This is a genomic window from Piscinibacter sp. PDB1-1 (assembly GCF_056675995.1).
On the sequence record NZ_JBWVZJ010000003.1, the window covers coordinates 382,475 to 401,600 of the forward strand.

The window sequence follows — 19,126 nt, forward strand, 5'->3', positions numbered from 1 at the left end:
AATCCTTGAAGTTCAACGCGCTGTGCCGGGATGGTCCGGCAACAGCTTCAAAAGTTGGGGCGGAAGCACGGGCCGCAAGATCTCGAACGCACCCCGCAACCACTGTGCACCTTGCGAAGCCTGCCATGCCGGCGATTTCGCCCACGGCGTGAGGCCAATCAAGGTGGCTGCGGCCAGCAACAGAACCAAACCGCGCACGAAGCCGAAGACGGCCCCCAAGAGCCGATCGACCACGCTCAGCGGCGTGGCATGGATCAGCATGCGAACGAGCCGGGAGGCTATCGCCCAGATCACGAGGGCCGCAATGAACACGGACGCGAATGCTGCTGCGTGGTTCAACGAGGACCCAGGGTCCCCCACGGGCACGTGAGGAGCCACCAGTGGCACGAACCAGACCGCGGCAAAGTAGGCGGCAAACCAACCCACCAGCGACAACACCTCGAACACAAACCCGCGCATCAACCCCACGATGACCGAAATGGCCAACACGCTGGCGAGGACGATGTCGATCCACTGCATGGCGGTGCGGCGTCAGAGGGTGTAGACCGCCGAAGTCAGCCCGGCCGACTTGATCTTGTCGGCTGCCTTGTCGGCCTCGCCGCGCGATGCAAACGGCCCCACCCGCACGCGAATGCGCTTGCCAGCCGAAGTTTCGACCACCTGGGTGTAGGTCTTGAGTCCGAGCTTCTCGACCTTTTGCCGCGCCTCACGCGCGGCGATGACTTCGGAGAACGCGCCGACCTGCACCACGAATCGTCCGTCGGCGGCAGCGCTCTTTTCTGCGGCCTCTTTGCCTTCAAGCAAGGCCTGCGCACGCGCGCTTTCATTGGGCTTCGCTGCAGTGGCCTTGGGTTCCGTTTTGGATTCGGGCTTCGCGTCCGACTTGGGTTCGGGCTTCGTCGCGGGCTTCGGCGCCACGGCCAGGGCTTCGGGTTTGGCGGATTCTGGCCTCGCTGACGATGCGGCCTGGGGCTCAGCCACCGAAGAAGCCGGTGCCTGCGCAGCGGAAACCTCATGCCCCTCATCGGCCGGCGTCTCGATGATTACATCTGTCGCACTCGGAACACTGCCACGTGGCGCAGGCGAGGCGCGGGTACCGCCGACAGGCGCCCCCCCTGAGTCCTTGCGTGCGATCTCGATAGGGGTACTCGCCGGCAACGGACGCGGCTGCGATTCAAACAACAACGGAAATCCTACGACGCCTGCGCCAACCAGCACCACGGCGCCGATCAGGCGCTGCCTCGCCCGCGTGCGAATCGCCTGCACTGCATCCGCGGACTCTGGGATCGGAACTGCGGCCCGCTTGGATTCAGCTGACTTGGTTCGCTTGAAGAAGGAGAGCAATCCCATGCAGTGCCGATGTCAGGAGAGGCGGACGATGGATCGGTGTCTGAAAACGTCGCCCACCGGGCACGAGATGACGACCGATGGGGCCAGGCTGGCGGAATCAGCCGACGTGCTTGGCGGACAGACGGGGTAGACCCTCCTTCAGCACGCCGCCCACGGTATAGAACGAGCCGAAGACCACGATTCTATCAGCGGGGTCTGCGGCAGCGACCGCGGAACGCAGTGCCTCCGCGGGGCCCGCATGGCGCGAAACACTGACCGGGCCGGGGCCCTTGAGGCCGAGGCTTGCGTGCAGCGCCTCGAGTTGCTCTGCCGTGGCCGCACGCGGTATCGGCAGATCGCAGACGTACCAGTGGTCGACCACCGGCGCCATGCGCTGCAGGATGGCCGACAGATCCTTGTCTGCCATGGCGCCAAAGACCGCGTGTGTACGCGGGAAGAATCCCATCTGGTCGAGGTTCTGGAACAAGGCCCCGACGGCCTGCGGGTTGTGGGCCACGTCGAGCACCAGCGTGGGCTGGCCGGGGACGATCTGAAAGCGCCCCGGCAGTTCCACCAGCGCCAGGCCACTTCGCACCGCTTGCGCCGTGATCGGCAGCCGCTCGCGTAGAGCTTCAAACGCCGCCAGCGCCGCGGACGCGTTGAGCAACTGGTTGGCACCCCGCAAGGCCGGGTAGGCCAACGCGTTGAAGCGCTTGTTGCGTCCGGCCCAGGCCCATTGCTGCTTGTCGCCGGAGTAGTTGAAATCGCGGCCGATCTGCCAGAGATCTGCACCGATCTGCTGGGCGTAGTCACTCACGCTCTGCGGCGGCACGGGGTCGCTGAATACCGCTGGACGCCCTGCGCGCATGATCGCGGCCTTCTCCCGGCCGATGGACTCGCGATCGGGCCCGAGGTATTCGGTGTGATCGAGCGCGATGCCGGTGATCACCGCGCAATCCGCATCGATCACGTTCACGGTGTCGAGCCGGCCACCCAAGCCCACCTCGAGGATCACCATGTCGAGATCGGCCATCGACAGCAAACGCATGATCGCCATCGTGGTGAACTCGAAGTACGTGAGTGGCATGTCTCCGCGCGCCTGCTCGACCGCCTCGAAGTGCGGCAACAGATCGCTCGCAGCCACCATGGCCCCGTTCACTCGGCAGCGCTCCTCGAAATGCACGAAGTGCGGCTTGATGTAGAGGCCCACCTTGTAGCCCGCCTGAAGGCCGATGGCTTCGAGCATGGCGCAGGTCGAGCCTTTGCCATTGGTACCGGCCACCGTGACCACCGGTACCTTGAACTCGAGACCCAGACGACGCTTGATCTCTTCGCTGCGCGCCAGACCCATATCGATGTTCTTCGGGTGCAGGCGCTCGCAATGGCTCAGCCATTCATCGAGTGTGGTGGGCAGTGACATGGCCGAGACAGGCTACAAGTGAGTTGAATGCACAAGGGCGGCCTAAGCCGCCCTTGCTGGATGAAACGCAGCCCGTCAGGCGACTGCGTCGGCGCTCTGCCGCAACAGCATGGCCAGCGACCGGGCCACCACGCTACGGAGTTCGCGACGGTCGACGATCGCATCGATTGCGCCGGTCTGCATCAGGAACTCGGCGCGCTGGAAACCTTCTGGCAGGGTCTCACGCACGGTGTCGGCAATCACACGCGGGCCCGCGAAGCCGATCAGCGCCTTGGGCTCTGCAATCACCATGTCGCCCATGAAAGCGAAGCTCGCCGAGACCCCACCCATGGTGGGGTCGCACAGCACGCTCACGTAAGGCAATTTGGCCTTGGCCAGGCGCGTGATCGCAGCGTTGGTCTTGGCCATCTGCATCAGGCTGAGCAGGCCCTCTTGCATGCGCGCGCCACCCGTGGCGGTGAAGCTGATGAACGGGACTTTCTGATCGACAGCCATCTCGACGCCGCGCACGAAACGCTCGCCAACGACGGAGCCCATGGAGCCACCCATGAAGTCGAACTCAAAGCACGCTGCGACGACGGGGATGGTATGGAGCGCGCCACCCATCACGATCAGCGCATCGGTCTCTCCGGTGGACTCCATCGCCTGCTTGAGCCGCTCGGGATAGCGCTTGCTGTCCTTGAACTTGAGCGAGTCGACGGGCACGACTTCTTGGCCGATCTCATAGCGCCCTTCACCATCGAGGAAGGCATTCAGGCGCGCACGGGCGCCGATGCGATGGTGATGCCCGCACTTCGGGCAGACGTTGACGTTTTGCTCAAGGTCGTTCTTGTAGAGGACCGTTTCGCAGGACGGGCACTTGATCCACAGACCTTCAGGCACCGTGCGTCGTTCGCTCGGGTCGGTCTGCTGCATCTTGGGGGGCAGCAGTTTCTCAAGCCAACTCATGCGGGAGCTCCTTTCAGGGAATCGAGGGCCGCGCGGATCTCGGCGATGAACGCCGCCCCGGCGGGAGCAACATTGTCGCGCGTTTGGGTTTCGAGCAATTTCACAATGCGGGCGCCGATCACGACTGCGTCGGAGACTTTCGCGACAGCCACAGCCGTCTCGGCATCCCGGATGCCGAATCCGACACCGACGGGCACGCTCACGTGCGCGCGAATGCGTGGGACGGCCTGCGCAACCGCTTGGGTGTCGATCGCGCCGGACCCCGTTACACCCTTGAGCGACACGTAGTAGACGAAGCCCGTTGCGATACGTGCGACATCCCTGATGCGTTGCTCAGTGGAGGTGGGCGCCAGCAGGAATATCGGATCTAGCTGCGCCGCCCTCATCTGGGCGGCAAATGCCTCGCACTCCTCGGGCGGGTAATCCACCACCAGCACGCCATCGACGCCAGCGGCCTTGGCGTCGCGCACGAAGGCCCCCTGGCCGAGGCGCTGGTCGTAACGCTCGATCGGGTTGGCATAACCCATCAAGACGATGGGCGTGGTGTCATTGCTGCGACGGAACTCGCGCACGTAGTCGAGCACCTGCGGCGTCCCGATGCCTTTGGCCAAAGCACGCTCACCGGCCGCCTGAATGACCGGGCCATCGGCCATGGGGTCGGAGAACGGCACGCCGAACTCGATCACGTCGGCGCCGGCCTTGGCCATCGCCAGCAGCACCTCGACGGTGGCCTCCGGGTGCGGGTCACCTGCCATCACGTACGGGATCAACGCCTTGCGGCCTTGTGCCTTCAGTGCACTGAACACAGCGGCGATGCGGCTCATTGGGCCCCCTTCACCGTGCGGCCAGCCTGCGAGGGGCGATCGAAATACTCGGCGCCGGAGAGGTCGGCCACCGTACCGATGTCCTTGTCGCCACGACCCGACAGGTTCACGAGCAGATGCTGATCCGATCGCATCGTCGGGGCCATCTTGATGGCCTGTGCCACGGCGTGCGACGACTCCAGTGCAGGGATGATGCCTTCGGTGCGGCACAGGCGATGGAAGGCCTTGAGCGCGTCCTCATCGGTGATGCCGACGTATTCAGCGCGCCCGATGTCCTTGAGGTACGCGTGCTCGGGGCCGACACCCGGGTAGTCAAGACCGGCAGAGATGGAGTGCGTCTCGGTGATCTGCCCGTTGTCGTCTTGCAGCAGGTAGGTGCGGTTGCCGTGCAGAACGCCCGGCGAGCCCTTGGTGAGGCTCGCGGAATGCTTGCCCGACTCCAGGCCCTGCCCCGCGGCCTCGACGCCAATGAGGCGGACTTTCTCGTGCGGGATATAGGGGTAGAAGATCCCCATCGCATTGGAGCCGCCACCGACGGCGGCGATCACCGCATCCGGTTGGCGCCCCGCCATCTCGGGCATCTGCACCAGGCATTCGTCGCCAATCACGCGCTGGAAGTCACGCACCATCGCCGGGTAGGGCTTGGGCCCCGCAACCGTGCCGATGATGTAGAAGGTGTTCTCGATGTTGGTGACCCAGTCGCGCATGGCTTCGTTCAGCGCGTCCTTCAAGGTCTTGGAGCCGCTTTCCACAGGCACCACACGCGCACCGAGCAGGTTCATGCGGTACACGTTGGGCGACTGACGCTTCACGTCCTCGCTACCCATGTACACCACGCACTCCATGCCATAGCGCGCACAGATGGTGGCGGTGGCCACGCCGTGTTGGCCAGCACCGGTTTCGGCGATCACTCGGGGTTTGCCCATGCGCCGCGCCAGGAGCGCCTGGCCGATGGTGTTGTTCACCTTGTGTGCGCCGGTGTGGTTCAGGTCTTCGCGCTTGAGATAAATCTGCGCACCACCGAGCTCGCGGCTCAGGCGCGCGGCGTGATAGATCGGGCTGGGGCGGCCCACGAAGTGCGCCAGTTCGTACTGATACTCCGCAAGGAACTCAGGATCCTTGCGAGCCTGCTCGTAGGCCGTGTTCAGCTCATCCAGCGCGTGGATCAGGGTCTCGGCGACAAAGCTGCCGCCATAGGGGCCGAAGTGCCCGCGAGCATCGGGCTGGTCGTAGTTCAACATGGTGATGAAACGCTTTCAGGTCGGGGAGGCTGCGATGCGCGCATCCGCTTCGCGGACCGCATCACAAAACCGGCGCATGGCCACGGCATCCTTGATGCCTTTGGCACTTTCGACGCCGGAACTGACGTCAACGGCCGAGGGCCGTACCTGAAAAATGCCGTCGATCACATTTCCGGCATGCAACCCACCAGACAAAACGACTGGACGGGGTACGTTTGGAGGAATGAGTGACCAATCGAATACCTTTCCGCTTCCGCCATAGGACTCGACATGGGCGTCGAGCAACAAACCTTGGGCGTGGGGATACTGGGAGGCGAAGTCTAGCAAATCGAACCCTGGGCCGATGCGCGCCGCGCGGATGAACGGGCGGCCCGAAGCTCGGCAATCGTCGGGTGATTCATCCCCGTGAAATTGAAGCAAGGCCTGCGGAATGACGCTCACCGCGGCGTTGGTTTCCGAGAGCGTCGCGTTGACGAACAGCAAGACCGGCGTGACGAAGGGCGGCAGACGCGCCGCAAGCTCGCCAGCGCGCTCAAGGGTGACATAGCGCGGGCTGCGGGGGTACAGGACGAAACCGATCGCGTCGGCCCCGGAATCGACGGCCGCGTCCACATCGCCTTCGCGAGTCAGGCCGCAGATCTTGATTCGGGTGCGAGTCTTCATGGGTGAGGCAGCCAGTCCATGGGCGGTGTGCGTTCGGGCAAGGCCAGATACTCATCGTAGTACGGGCCCACGAAGTAAAGGCCATCTGCTGCGAATGTCGGTGCGGCCGCGTCGCGCGAGCGAGCCTCAACCACGGATCGCATCCAGCTCGCGGGCCGCTGTCCACTCCCGATCGCAACCAGGCAACCCATGATGTTGCGCACCATGTGGTGCAGGAATGCGGTGCCATCGAAGTCGAAGCGCCAGTACGCACCCATGCGATGGATGGTGACGGCGTTCAGGCGCTTGGTCGGGGAAGCGGCTTGGCACTCCGCAGAGCGAAAGGAGCTGAAGTCGTGCTCGCCAATCAACGAGCTCGCACCTTCTCGCATGGCTTCGGCGTCCAGAGGGCGAAAGACCCAACCGGCGGAGCCTGCCTCGATCGCCGGTCGAACCGGGGACTCAAGCAAGAGATAGGCGTAGCGCCGCCCCCTCGCTTGATTGCGCGCGTGGAAGCCTACCGGAACCTCTCGACACCACTGCACAGCGATATCCGAAGGCAGAAAGCGATTGGTCCCGCGGACCCAGGAGTTCAGTTCGCGCGTGACAGGCGGGTCGATGTGAACGACCTGGTTCAAGCCGTGCACGCCCGCATCGGTGCGCCCGGCACACACCGAACGCACAGGCGCTACCGCAAACTGCGAGAGGGCCTGCTCAAGGTGGTCCTGGATGGTGTTGCCACCGGGCTGGCTCTGCCAGCCGCGATAAGCCTGGCCCCGGTAGCTGATGCCGAGAGCCAGCCTCACAGGTGCCTCACGCCCGCCAGGGGCTGCAACAAACCCAGGGCCGATCAGCTCAGGTCGTTCAACATGGCCTGGGCGCGCGACTTCACGGCGCCGTTGGCCTTGGCGATCACTTCCTGAAGCAGATCACGCGCGCCTTCCATGTCACCGATCTGGCGGAACTCTTCTGCCAGTTCGAGCTTGCGAGCGATCGGGTCAGCGCCGTCGTCACCAGCCGCCTGACCGAGGTCGATCGTTCCGAAATCTTCGATCGCAGGGACCTTGCTCGGCTTCGACTGAGCGACGGTCGAGTCATCACCCAAGTCGAGCGAGATGCTGCCCAGGTCGAACTCCATCGAGCCTGAATTGGGGGCCACCGAGGCGGGCGCAGGCGACGGGGCTGCCACAGGCGGCAGGTTGAAACTCATGTCGTCCAAAGAGGGAACGTCTTGCGGCACGGCCATCGGTTGCGTTTGCTGCGGGCGCGACAGGGTCGGCGCCGCAACAGGCTCAACGTCCGTAGACCCCAGGTCGAGATCGAGATCCACACCGCCGCCGGACGTGGAATCGAATCCGCTGCTCGAAGTGCCACTCGTACCAAACTCGGACGGCGACGGCAGCACCGACTGCGGCATCGTGCTGGCACCCAGCAACTCGGCCGCTGGGCGCCCATCACCTTCGCTCAGCGCAGGCTTGCCGCCCGGCTGGTACAGGGCGTTCTCGGGATCGATCTGGAGGCCGATTTCTTGAGCCTTGCTCCAGTCCTCGCCTTGGCCGCCGGTCAAGCCATAGAGCTGCGTGGCGAGGAGCTCGAAGCCCTTGGTATCGCGCCGCTTGGCATACACCTCAAGCAATTTGGTACGGATAGCCAAGCGCTCCGGGCTGGCGCGCATGGCCTCCTTGAGGATTTCTTCGGCTTGCAGGTCACGGCCGTAGGCGAGGTAGACGTCGGCTTCAGCCACCGGATCTACGTCGCCGATGGCGTCGAGCTGGCTCAGCGAGTAGCTCATCGACGATGACGCACCACCGGCATCGCGGGTGTCGATGCGCTGGCCGCCACTGGCGCCGAAAAATGAGTCAGGCTGCAAGCGGCTTTCGAGGAACGAGGTTTCGCCACTGTCCTTCTTGGCACGCTTGGTGAAGCGATAGATGCCAAAACCGGCGAGCAGAGCGATCAGGGCTGCGCCCGCTGCCAGGACGAGGGGGTTGTCCTCGAGCATCGACGAGAACGGCCCGGGCGGTTCGACGGCCGGCGTCACGACCGGTGCCGACGCTGGCCGCGGAGGCACCGCGATCGCCACGGCGGGCTCGCTCGCAGGCGCGGCCGGCATGCTCGCGGCTTCCGAGGCCGTCGCCACGACGACCGGTGCGGATGCTACAACCGCGGGCGCTGGCATCGACGCCGGAGCCGCCGCAACGACGGGCGCAGGAGGCGGAGCGACAGGGGCGGGAGCAGGGGCCGACGCAATCACGGGAGCTTGCGGCGGTGCGATCGGCGGAACCACCACGGGAGGCGTGGTCGGGGCGGCAACGGCCGCTTTCCCGCTCCCAGCCGCGGCTGATGCACCAGACAATCTCTTCAGCTCGTCGACATTCTTGGAGAGCTCTGCGACCCGCGCGCTGGCTTCCTTCTGCTGAAGCTCCTTCGAGAGGCGGTCTTCGGGGGCAGATGCCTTGGCGCTCGGCGCACCGCCCTTGCTCAGGGTGAGCTTGTCGGGTGCCGGTGCCGCAGAAGCCTTCTTGTCGTCCACCGACGACTGAACCGTGCCACTGGCCTGTCGGCTCGTGCCATCGGTCTTCGCGGAAGGTACGGCCGAGGCGAGCCGCTCGCGATAGGCGCCGAAATCTACGCTCTGGGCCTGGATCAACTGCCGTGCATCGGCCGTGGTGATGGACTTGGCCGTTTCTGTCGAAGGCACGCTCAACACGACACCGGACTTGAGGCGATTGATGTTCGCGTTGATGAAAGCGTCGGGGTTCGCCTGATAGAGCGAGGCGAGCATCTGGTCGAGGGACACACCCGATCGCCGGGTGCGGCTCGCGATGCTCGACAGGTTGTCGCCGTCATTGACCCGATACTCATCGGCACCCACATTCGTCGGAGCAGCGGACGCCGCAGCCTTCGGCTTGGCCTTGCGAGGCTCTGTTGCCGCCATGCCTGAATCCGTCGGCGCGGCTGCAGGCTTGGGAGCCGCGGCGCGTGGGCGGGTGGTGACGGATGTCGATTGCGAAGGTGCCGGCGTGATCGCGGGCGATGTCGTTGCCGACGGAACTGGCGAGCCTGCCAGGCGCGTGGTCGGCGGATCCAGCAGAAGGGTGTATTCGCGGACCAGCCGCCCGGAGGACCAATTGATCTCGAGGATGACGTCGACGAAGGGCTCCTGGACCGCGCGATCGCTCGTCACCGCGAGGTAGGAGCGCCCGTCAGGCCGCTTCATCAGGGCGACACGCGTGCCCGGCAACACCGAGTTGTAGTCGACGCCCGCAGCGCGGAACGATTCGGGCGGGGCCACTCGCACATCGAGGTTGGCAGCCTCTTCCGGCGTGATGCTGGTGATTTCGATCTCTGCACGGAGGGTTTCGCCGAGTGCAGACTGCACCGCGAGACGCCCGAGGCCCAACGCCCAGGCGTTCGATCCGACGAGACACATAGCGGCAAATGCCGCGCCGGTCAGAGCGAATCGCCCTGCGTACTGCGAGTTACTTTTCAAGGCGTCTCCCAATTTGGAGGGGGTGGAAGCGAGCGAGCCCCACTGCGTTCAGAGTTGTTGTTGACGCGAACACGAGATTCCAGGCGCAACAGTAGAAATCACAATAACATCAAGTAGATACGAAGACAAGCTCATGCAAATCCTGACATTCGAGCGTATGTCTCATTCTCGGGCGTCAAATGCGAGTCTTGTGGCAATTCAACAACATGCCGCAAGACCCGCGAATGCCTGATCAGGCGTCCAGAAGGATGCGCAGCATGCGACGCAGGGGCTCGGCGGCTCCCCAAAGCAACTGGTCGCCGATGGTAAAGGCGCCCACGTATTCAGGGCCCATTGCCAGCTTGCGCACACGCCCCACCGGAATCGTCATCGTGCCGGTGACAGCCACGGGGGTAAGGTCCTGAAGCGTCGCTTCCTTGTTGTTGGGAACGAACTTCACCCAAGCGTTGTCGTTGGCGATGAGCGACTCGATATCGGCGAGGGGCACATCCTTCTTCAGCTTGAAGGTCAGCGCCTGGCTGTGGCAGCGCATGGCGCCCACGCGCACGCAGAAACCGTCGACCGGGATGGGCTGCGTGCCGAAAGCGTCGCCCAAGCCCATGATCTTGTTGGTCTCGGCCATGCCCTTCCATTCTTCCTTGGACATGCCGTTGCCCAGGTCCTTGTCGATCCAAGGAATCAGACTGCCACCCAGCGGCACACCGAAGTTGGCGGTTTCAGCCTCGGTGAGGCTGCGTTGCTTGGCGATAACCCTGCGATCGATCTCCAGGATGGCGCTCTTCGGGTCGTCGAGCAGCGCCTTCACCTCTGCATTCAGGGTCCCGTACTGCGTGAGCAGTTCGCGCATGTGTTGCGCGCCGCCACCAGACGCCGCCTGATAGGTTTGCGTGCTCATCCATTCGACCAGCCCAGCCTTGTAGAGCGCGCCCACCCCCATCAGCATGCAACTCACGGTGCAATTGCCACCAATCCAGTTCTTGCCACCCTTTGCGAGTGCGTTCTTGATTACCGGCATGTTGACGGGGTCGAGGATGATGACCGCGTCGTCCTTCATGCGCAGCGTGGACGCCGCATCGATCCAGTGGCCGGCCCAGCCCGCGGCGCGCAGCTTCGGGTAGACCTCGGTGGTGTAGTCACCGCCCTGCGCCGTGATGATGATCTCGCAGCGCTTGAGCGCGTCGATGTTGTAGCCGTCTTGAAGGGTGGTTTCGTTCTTCGCTTGCGCAGGCGCCTTGCCCCCGACATTGCTGGTGCTGAAAAACACCGGCTCGATCAGTGCGAAGTCGTTTTCTTGCTGCATGCGGTCCATCAGGACCGAACCCACCATGCCCCGCCAGCCCACCAGGCCGACCAGTCTCGTAGCCATCTTTGCTTCCTATCGTCTGTGAATGTATTGATCTAAAGACGCCTGACTCTCAGCCTTGCGCTTTCAGGAGGGCGACCACAGCGTCGCCCATCTCCTTGGTTCCGACCTTCTTCGTGCCCGCGCTGTAGATGTCCGCGGTGCGCAGACCCTGTGCCAGCACCCCCTTGACGGCGGACTCGATGCGCTGCGCGGCCGCCTCCTGGTTGAGGCTGAAGCGCAGCATCATTGCTGCCGACAGAATCGTCGCCAGGGGGTTTGCGATGCCCTTGCCGGCGATGTCGGGCGCCGAACCGTGGCTGGGTTCGTACAGGCCCTGGTTCTTCGCGTTCAGAGACGCCGACGGCAGCATGCCGATCGAGCCCGTCAGCATCGCAGCCTCATCGCTCAGGATGTCGCCGAACATGTTGCCGGTGACGATCACATCGAGCCTCTTCGGCTGCTTCACCAACTGCATGGCAGCGTTGTCGACGTACATGTGCTCGAGTTCGACGTCCGGGTACTGCGCGTGAACCTCCGTCATCACGTCGCGCCAGAACTGGAACGTCTCCAGGACGTTCGCCTTGTCCACGCTCAGGACCTTCTTGTTGCGCTTGCGGGCAGCCTGGAAGGCGACGTGCGCAATGCGCTCGATCTCCGGGCGCGAATACCGCATCGTGTCGAACGCTTCGTCTGCGCCTTTGAACGCGCCATCGGGTGACGCGCGGCGGCCGCGCGGTTGCCCGAAGTAGATGTCGCCGGTGAGCTCGCGGATGATGAGTAGGTCCAGACCGGCAACTACCTCAGGCTTCAGCGACGACGCGTGGGTCAGCTCTTCGTAGCAGATGGCCGGGCGGAAGTTGGCGAACAGCTCAAGGTTCTTGCGCAAACCCAGGATCGCCTGCTCAGGCCGCAGCGGGCGGTCGAGCTTGTCGTACTTCCAGTCGCCCACGGCGCCGAAGAGCACCGCGTCGGCACCCTGGGCCAACTTGAGGGTGTGCTCGGGCAAAGGATGGCCGTGCGCTTCATAGGCGGCACCACCGACCTTGGCCTCTTCCATCTCAAGCTTCAGGTCGAGGCATGCCAGCGCCTTCAGCGCCTCCGCCACGATCTCGGTACCGATGCCGTCCCCCGGCAGGATCGCAATCTTCATGTTGTGCAGGTCTTCGTCAGATGGTCTTGGCGAGCCAAGGCTTGGTCAAGAGGCGCTCGGCCTCGTAGGTCTTGATCTTGTCGGCGTGCCGCAGCGTCAAGCCGATGTCGTCGAAACCGTTGACCAGGCAGTACTTGCGAAACGGCGAAATCTCGAACGCAATCTCGGACCCATCCGACTTGAGCACCAGTTGTCGCTCGAGATCGATCGAGAGTTGGTAGCCATTGAACGCATTGACTTCGTCGAACAGCTTGTCCATCACCAACTCAGGCACCACGATCGGCAGCAGGCCATTCTTGAAGCTGTTGTTGAAGAAGATGTCGGCGAAGCTAGGCGCCAGGATCGCGCGAAATCCGTATTGCTCCAGCGCCCAGGGCGCGTGCTCGCGCGACGAACCGCAACCGAAGTTCTGGCGCGCCAGCAGGATCGACGCGCCTTTGTAGCGCGGCTGATTGAGCACGAAATCCGGGTTCGACTTGCGTGTCGCCGGATCTTGCCCCGGCTCTCCGTGATCGAGGTATCGCCACTCGTCAAACAGATTCGGGCCGAAACCCGTGCGTTTAATGGACTTCAGGAACTGCTTCGGAATGATGGCGTCGGTGTCGACGTTCTCGCGGTCGAGCGGTGCAACGAGGCCCTTGTGGAGCTTGAATGCTTGCATGATCGTTTCTCTTGTGTCGCGCCTTCAGGCGATGCGCCGCACGTCGACGAAATGGCCTTCGATGGCCGCAGCGGCAGCCATCGCCGGGCTCACGAGGTGGGTGCGACCACCGGCACCCTGGCGGCCTTCGAAATTGCGGTTGGACGTCGAGGCGCAACGTTCACCCGGCTCCAGCCGGTCAGCGTTCATGGCCAGACACATCGAGCACCCCGGCTCGCGCCACTCGAACCCGGCTGCCGTGAAGACCTTGTCGAGTCCTTCTCGCTCGGCCTGCTCCTTCACCAGGCCGGAACCGGGCACGACCATCGCGAGCTTCACGTTCGAAGCGATGCGCTTTCCGAGACGCTTCACCACGGCCGCGGCTTCGCGCATGTCCTCGATGCGCGAGTTGGTGCACGAACCGATGAAGACCTTGTCGATCCGGATGTCGGAGATCGGCTTGTTGGGCTCCAGCGCCATGTAGGTCAGCGCGCGCTCCATGGCGCCGCGCTTGTTCGGGTCCTTCTCACGATCGGGGTCCGGCACGCGGTCCTCGATCGAGAGCACCATCTCGGGAGAGGTGCCCCATGTGACCTGAGGGCGAATCTGAGAGGCGTCGATCTCGACCACTCGATCGAAGACCGCATCAGCGTCGGAGTGGAGCGTGCGCCAGTAGTTGTTGGCCTGCTCCAGCACGACTCCCGTTGGCGAGAACGGGCGGCCCTTCACGTATTCGAGCGTGGTGTCGTCCACGGCGATCAGCCCGGCGCGCGCACCGGCCTCGATGGCCATGTTGCATACCGTCATGCGGCCTTCCATGGTCAGCGCACGGATGGCCGAACCGGCGAACTCGATGGTGTAGCCCGTGCCGCCCGCGGTGCCTATCTTTCCGATGATGGCCAGCACGATGTCTTTCGCACCGCACCCCGCCGGCACCACCCCGTCGACGCGGATCAACAGGTTCTTGGCCTTGCGTGCCAGCAAGGTCTGCGTCGCAAGAACGTGTTCGACTTCGCTCGTGCCGATGCCGTGCGCGAGGGCACCGAAGGCCCCGTGCGTGGAGGTATGAGAATCACCGCAGACCACCGTCATACCCGGCAAGGTTGCCCCCTGCTCCGGCCCGATGACGTGGACGATGCCCTGCCGCTTGTCGTTCATCTTGAACTGCGTGATGCCCACGTGGTCGCAGTTCTTGTCGAGCGTTTCGACCTGAAGGCGCGACGTGGGATCGGCGATCCCATGAGAACGGTCGGTGGTCGGCACGTTGTGATCACTGACCGCCAGGTTGGCAGAGATGCGCCAGACCTTGCGGTGCGCGATTTCCAGGCCCTCGAATGCCTGCGGGCTCGTCACTTCATGGACGAGATGGCGGTCGATGTAGAGAACGGCGGTGCCGTCTTCTTCGGTGTGGACGACGTGCTCGTCCCAGATCTTGTCGTACAGCGTGCGGCCCATGATGACTCTCGAAGGGAATCTCGCAAAAGAGTGAGATTTTAGGCTCCCAGAAACAAAAACCCCGGCCGATCGGCCGGGGTTTGCGTGCGAAGCGGTCGCTTTTCCGGCGTCAGGCGCGTTGCGAAATGGGTTTCACGTCGCGCTGGGTGGCGCCAGCGAATAGCTGGCGGGGGCGGCCGATCTTGTACTCGGGGTCCGAGATCATTTCGTTGAGTTGGGCAATCCAGCCCACCGTACGGGCGAGCGCAAAGATCGCGGTGAACAGGCTCACCGGGATGCCAATGGCGCGCTGCACGATGCCCGAGTAGAAGTCGACGTTCGGGTACAGCTTGCGGGCGACGAAGTACTCGTCTTCCAGAGCGATCTTCTCGAGCGCCATGGCCAGCTTGAACAGCGGGTCGTTCTGCAGGCCCAGGGCCCCCAGGACTTCGTGGCAGGTTTCGCGCATCAGCTTGGCGCGCGGGTCGTAATTCTTGTAGACCCGGTGGCCGAAGCCCATCAGCTTCACGTTGGAGTTCTTGTCCTTCACCTGCTTGATGAATTCGCCGATCTTCTCGACACCGCCCATCTTCTGGACGTCTTCGAGCATGTTGAGCGCTGCTTCGTTGGCGCCGCCGTGCGCCGGACCCCACAGGCACGCCACCCCGGCGGCAATGGCCGCGAACGGGTTGGTGCCAGACGAACCGCACAGGCGCACGGTCGAGGTCGACGCGTTCTGCTCGTGGTCAGCGTGCAGGATGAAGATGCGGTCCATGGCGCGCACGAGCACTTCGTTGGGCTCGTACTCTTCGCACGGGGTGGCGAACATCATGCGCATGAAGTTGCCGGCGTACGACAGGTCGTTCTTCGGGTAGATGTAGGGCTGGCCGATGCCGTACTTGTAGGCCATGGACACCAGCGTGGGCATCTTCGCGATCAGGCGGATTGCCGAGATCTCGCGGTGCTGCGGGTTATTGATGTCGGTGCTGTCGTGATAGAAGGCAGACAAACCGCCCACCAGCCCGGTCATCACGGCCATCGGGTGCGCATCGCGGCGGAAGCCGCGCAGGAAGAACTGCATCTGCTCGTTGACCATCGTGTGATGAGTCACCGTCTGAACGAACTCCTCTTTTTGCTGCGCGTTGGGCAACTCGCCCTTCAGCAAGAGGTAGCAAGTCTCCAGATAGTCGCAGTGCGTGGCCAGCTGCTCGATGGGGTAGCCGCGGTACAGCAGTTCGCCCTTGTCACCATCGATATAGGTAATGGCCGACTGGCACGACGCGGTCGACAGGAAGCCCGGGTCGTAGGTGAACTTGCCGGTCTGGGCGTAAAGCTTGCGGATGTCGATCACATCCGGACCCACACTGCCCTTGTACACGGGCAGTTCCATGGCAGGGCTGCCGTCCGAGAACGACAGGGTGGCTTTCACGTCGGATGGGGTCATGGGCGTTCCTTAATGAGAGGCTTGGAAAGTCACGGCTCAGTGTTTGCTGTTGCGCATCAGCCTGAGCACTTCGAATACATCGTCTCGCTGCAACTCGCCTTCAGGCTCCTTGCGGGCAAGAAGCAGATCGAGCAAGTCGTTGTCCGGCAAGTCCATCAACGCGAGCAAGCCTTGGGCCTGCTGTTCCGTGATGGCGTCGCCCTGCCTCGCAAAGAACCGTTCGATGAACAGGTCGTTCTCCAGCAAGCCGCGGCGGCAGCGCCAGCGCAGCTTGGAGAGGGCTCGTTCGTCGATCAGTGTCTGCATGGCAGGCAGGGCTTTGCGGATGCGGGCGTCAGACGGCGCGGCGAACCATCAATTCCTTGATCTTGCCGATGGCCTTGGTCGGGTTCAAACCCTTCGGGCAGACGTCGACGCAGTTCATGATGGTGTGGCAACGGAACAGACGGTACGGGTCTTCGAGGTTGTCGAGCCGATCGCCGGTCGCCTGGTCGCGGCTGTCGGCGATGAAGCGATAGGCCTGCAGCAGCCCGGCGGGGCCGACGAACTTGTCGGGGTTCCACCAGAAGCTCGGGCAGCTCGTCGAACAGCTTGCACACAGGATGCACTCGTACAGCCCGTTCAGTTCCTCGCGCTCTTCGGGCGACTGCAGGCGCTCCTTCTCGGGAGGCTGCGTTTCGTTGACGAGGTACGGCTTGATCGAGTTGTACTGCGTGAAGAACTGGGTCATGTCCACGATCAGGTCGCGGATGACAGGCAGGCCGGGCAGAGGCTTGAGCACCACCACATCGGGCAGCGTGCGCATGTTGGTCAGGCAGGCCAAGCCATTCTTGCCGTTGATGTTCATCGCGTCCGAGCCGCACACGCCTTCGCGGCACGAACGTCGGAAGCTCAACGAGGGGTCGACCGCCTTCAGCTTGATCAGTGCATCGAGCAGCATGCGCTCGGAGCCGTCGAGTGCGACCTCGATCGTCTGCATGCGCGGCTTGGCATCGGTGTCGGGGTCGTAGCGGTAGATCTGAAAAGTACGCTTTGTCATGGGATCTCTCGGCTCAGAACGAGCGGACCTTGGGCGGGATGGATTCGGCGGTCAGCGGCTTGAGGTTCACTGGCTTGTAGTCGAGTCGGTTGCCCTCGGAGTACCACAGGGTGTGCTTCATCCACACCTTGTCGTTGCGACCGTTCGGGAACTCGGCCGAGTCGCCATAGTCGTTGACGGTATGCGCGCCCCGACTCTCGGTGCGGGCAGCCGCGGAGATCATGGTGGCGAGGGCCACCTCGACCAGATTCTCGACTTCCAGCGCCTCGACGCGCGCCGTGTTGAACACCTTGGATTTGTCGGCCAGGAAGATGTTCTTCGCGCGCTCGGCGACCGCCTTGATCTGCGTGACGCCCTCATCCATCGACGCCTGGGTGCGGAACACGCCGGCGTGCAACTGCATCGTCTTGCGGATGTCGTTCGCGACGTCCTGGGCGTATTCGCCCGCGGTGCTCTGCTCGTACTTGGCGAGGCGCGACAAGGTGTAGTCGGCAGCATCGGCCGGCAGGGCCTTGTGCGCCTTGGCCTTGAGGCCGCTCTCGACGATGTGGTTGCCTGCAGCACGTCCGAAGACCAGCAGGTCCAGCAGCGAATTCGTGCCCAGCCGGTTCGCGCCGTGCACGCTCACGCACGAACACTCGCCGACAGCGTACAAGCCGTTGACGACCGAATTGGGGTTGCCGTCCTTCGGCACCACGACCTGGCCATGGATGTTCGTCGGGATACCGCCCATCTGGTAGTGGATGGTGGGCACCACCGGGATCGGCTCCTTGGTGATGTCGACGTTCGCGAAGTTGTGCCCAATTTCGTACACCGAAGGGAGGCGCTTCATGATCGTCTCGGCACCGAGGTGGGTCATGTCGAGCACGACGTAGTCCTTGTTCGGACCACAGCCACGCCCTTCCTTGATCTCCTGATCCATGCAGCGCGAGACGAAATCTCGCGGCGCCAGATCCTTCAACGTGGGGGCATAGCGCTCCATGAAGCGCTCGCCGTTACTGTTGCGCAAGATCGCACCCTCGCCGCGGCAGCCTTCGGTCAGCAGCACACCAGCGCCGGCCACGCCGGTCGGGTGGAACTGCCAGAACTCCATATCTTCGAGCGGGATTCCGGCACGTGCGGCCATGCCCAGGCCGTCGCCCGTGTTGATGAAGGCATTCGTGCTGGCCGCGAAGATGCGCCCTGCCCCACCCGTGGCGAGAAGAACCGTCTTGGCTTCGAGGATGTGCACGTCGCCGGTTTCCATCTCCAGCGCGGTGACGCCGACCACATCGCCGTCTGCATCGCGGATCAGGTCCAGCGCCATCCATTCGACAAAGAATTGCGTGCGCGCCTTGACGTTCTGCTGGTAGAGCGTGTGCAGCATCGCGTGGCCGGTACGGTCTGCCGCGGCGCAGGCACGTTGCACCGGCTTTTCACCGTAGTTCGCGGTGTGACCGCCGAACGGGCGCTGGTAGATCGTGCCATCCGGGTTGCGGTCGAACGGCATGCCGAAATGCTCAAGTTCGTACACGACCTTGGGCGCCTCGCGGCACATGAACTCGATCGCGTCCTGGTCACCGAGCCAGTCGGAACCCTTGACGGTGTCGAAGAAGTGGTAATGCCAGTTGTCTTCGCTCATGTTGCCGAGCGAAGCACCAATGCCGCCCTGCGCAGCGACAGTGTGCGAGCGGGTGGGGAACACCTTGGACAGCACGGCGACATTCAAGCCGGCCTGCGCCAGTTGCAGCGATGCGCGCATGCCCGAACCACCGGCACCCACGATCACCACATCGAATCTTCTCTTTGAGACGGTTGCGCTCACGTTCACATTCTCCACAGCACTTGAATCGACCAACCCGCACAACCCACCAGCCACGCGATGGTCGCCACCTGCAGCACTAGGCGGATAGCCACGGGTTGCACGTAGTCCATGAGCACGTCACGGATGCCCACCCACACGTGGTACAGCAGCGCGACGATGGTCACGAAGGTCAAGACGCGCATCCATTGCGGATTGAAGATGCCGGCCCATTTGTCGTAGCCCATCGGCCCCGGCAGCAGAACTTGCACGATAACCACCAGGGTGAAAAGCGCCATCAGGACAGCGGTGACACGTTGCGCGAGCCAGTCGCGCAGGCCATAGTGCGCGCCAACCACCACGCGCTTGGAACCATAGTTCTTTGTCGTCATTGCGC

18 protein-coding genes are annotated in these 19,126 nt (G+C 63.6%); all 18 read right to left on the bottom strand.

Annotated elements, in window-relative coordinates:
- Positions 1 to 12 precede the first annotated feature (12 nt).
- The 18 genes from AC1KAR_RS17675 to sdhD all read right to left on the bottom strand — a co-directional run bounded on the left by AC1KAR_RS17675 (position 13) and on the right by sdhD (position 19,121).
- A complete protein-coding gene (locus AC1KAR_RS17675) occupies positions 13 to 519 on the bottom strand; it encodes a CvpA family protein (protein ID WP_480320067.1) in 507 nt (168 codons plus the stop codon).
- Between the two features lie 12 nt (positions 520 to 531).
- Entirely contained in the window at positions 532 to 1,350 is an 819-nt protein-coding gene (locus tag AC1KAR_RS17680; RefSeq protein WP_480320069.1) for an SPOR domain-containing protein, read from the bottom strand.
- Between the two features lie 97 nt (positions 1,351 to 1,447).
- Positions 1,448 to 2,749, bottom strand: coding sequence for a bifunctional tetrahydrofolate synthase/dihydrofolate synthase (gene folC, locus AC1KAR_RS17685; RefSeq protein ID WP_480320071.1), 1,302 nt, complete (start codon positions 2,747 to 2,749; stop codon positions 1,448 to 1,450).
- A gap of 75 nt (positions 2,750 to 2,824) precedes the next feature.
- Positions 2,825 to 3,697, bottom strand: a complete 873-nt coding sequence (accD, locus tag AC1KAR_RS17690) for an acetyl-CoA carboxylase, carboxyltransferase subunit beta (protein ID WP_480320073.1) — start codon at positions 3,695 to 3,697, stop codon at positions 2,825 to 2,827.
- A complete protein-coding gene (gene trpA, locus AC1KAR_RS17695; RefSeq protein WP_480320075.1) occupies positions 3,694 to 4,521 on the bottom strand; it encodes a tryptophan synthase subunit alpha in 828 nt (275 codons plus the stop codon). Before trpA ends, accD begins: the two co-directional genes overlap by 4 nt.
- Complete coding sequence (gene trpB / locus AC1KAR_RS17700) at positions 4,518 to 5,762, bottom strand: tryptophan synthase subunit beta (RefSeq protein ID WP_480320077.1); 1,245 nt, start codon at positions 5,760 to 5,762, stop codon at positions 4,518 to 4,520. The genes trpA and trpB overlap by 4 nt, the downstream gene beginning before the upstream one ends.
- Before the next feature lie 15 nt (positions 5,763 to 5,777).
- Positions 5,778 to 6,425 (bottom strand): phosphoribosylanthranilate isomerase, encoded by a 648-nt coding sequence (locus AC1KAR_RS17705; protein WP_480320079.1) that lies wholly within the window; start codon positions 6,423 to 6,425, stop codon positions 5,778 to 5,780.
- Positions 6,422 to 7,210: a tRNA pseudouridine(38-40) synthase TruA gene (gene truA / locus AC1KAR_RS17710; protein ID WP_480320081.1), complete on the bottom strand. Its 789-nt coding sequence runs from the start codon at positions 7,208 to 7,210 to the stop codon at positions 6,422 to 6,424. The genes AC1KAR_RS17705 and truA overlap by 4 nt, the downstream gene beginning before the upstream one ends.
- 44 nt (positions 7,211 to 7,254) lie before the next feature.
- Positions 7,255 to 9,897, bottom strand: coding sequence for a motility hub landmark protein FimV (locus tag AC1KAR_RS17715; RefSeq protein WP_480320083.1), 2,643 nt, complete (start codon positions 9,895 to 9,897; stop codon positions 7,255 to 7,257).
- A gap of 232 nt (positions 9,898 to 10,129) precedes the next feature.
- A complete protein-coding gene (gene asd / locus AC1KAR_RS17720; RefSeq protein WP_480320085.1) occupies positions 10,130 to 11,263 on the bottom strand; it encodes an aspartate-semialdehyde dehydrogenase in 1,134 nt (377 codons plus the stop codon).
- Between the two features lie 49 nt (positions 11,264 to 11,312).
- On the bottom strand, positions 11,313 to 12,392 hold the full coding sequence (gene leuB, locus AC1KAR_RS17725; protein WP_480320087.1) for a 3-isopropylmalate dehydrogenase: 1,080 nt from the start codon (positions 12,390 to 12,392) through the stop codon (positions 11,313 to 11,315).
- A gap of 16 nt (positions 12,393 to 12,408) precedes the next feature.
- Positions 12,409 to 13,053, bottom strand: coding sequence for a 3-isopropylmalate dehydratase small subunit (gene leuD / locus AC1KAR_RS17730; protein WP_480320089.1), 645 nt, complete (start codon positions 13,051 to 13,053; stop codon positions 12,409 to 12,411).
- Positions 13,054 to 13,077: 24 nt separating this feature from the next.
- A complete protein-coding gene (leuC, locus tag AC1KAR_RS17735; protein WP_480320091.1) occupies positions 13,078 to 14,487 on the bottom strand; it encodes a 3-isopropylmalate dehydratase large subunit in 1,410 nt (469 codons plus the stop codon).
- Between the two features lie 109 nt (positions 14,488 to 14,596).
- Positions 14,597 to 15,910: a citrate synthase gene (gene gltA, locus AC1KAR_RS17740; protein ID WP_480320093.1), complete on the bottom strand. Its 1,314-nt coding sequence runs from the start codon at positions 15,908 to 15,910 to the stop codon at positions 14,597 to 14,599.
- 36 nt (positions 15,911 to 15,946) lie between these two features.
- Positions 15,947 to 16,216, bottom strand: a complete 270-nt coding sequence (locus AC1KAR_RS17745; protein WP_480320095.1) for an FAD assembly factor SdhE — start codon at positions 16,214 to 16,216, stop codon at positions 15,947 to 15,949.
- Positions 16,217 to 16,244: 28 nt separating this feature from the next.
- Positions 16,245 to 16,949, bottom strand: coding sequence for a succinate dehydrogenase iron-sulfur subunit (locus tag AC1KAR_RS17750; RefSeq protein ID WP_480320097.1), 705 nt, complete (start codon positions 16,947 to 16,949; stop codon positions 16,245 to 16,247).
- A gap of 13 nt (positions 16,950 to 16,962) precedes the next feature.
- Complete coding sequence (sdhA, locus tag AC1KAR_RS17755) at positions 16,963 to 18,690, bottom strand: succinate dehydrogenase flavoprotein subunit (protein ID WP_480320770.1); 1,728 nt, start codon at positions 18,688 to 18,690, stop codon at positions 16,963 to 16,965.
- 65 nt (positions 18,691 to 18,755) lie between these two features.
- On the bottom strand, positions 18,756 to 19,121 hold the full coding sequence (sdhD, locus tag AC1KAR_RS17760; RefSeq protein WP_480320098.1) for a succinate dehydrogenase, hydrophobic membrane anchor protein: 366 nt from the start codon (positions 19,119 to 19,121) through the stop codon (positions 18,756 to 18,758).
- Between the last annotated feature and the right edge of the window lie 5 nt (positions 19,122 to 19,126).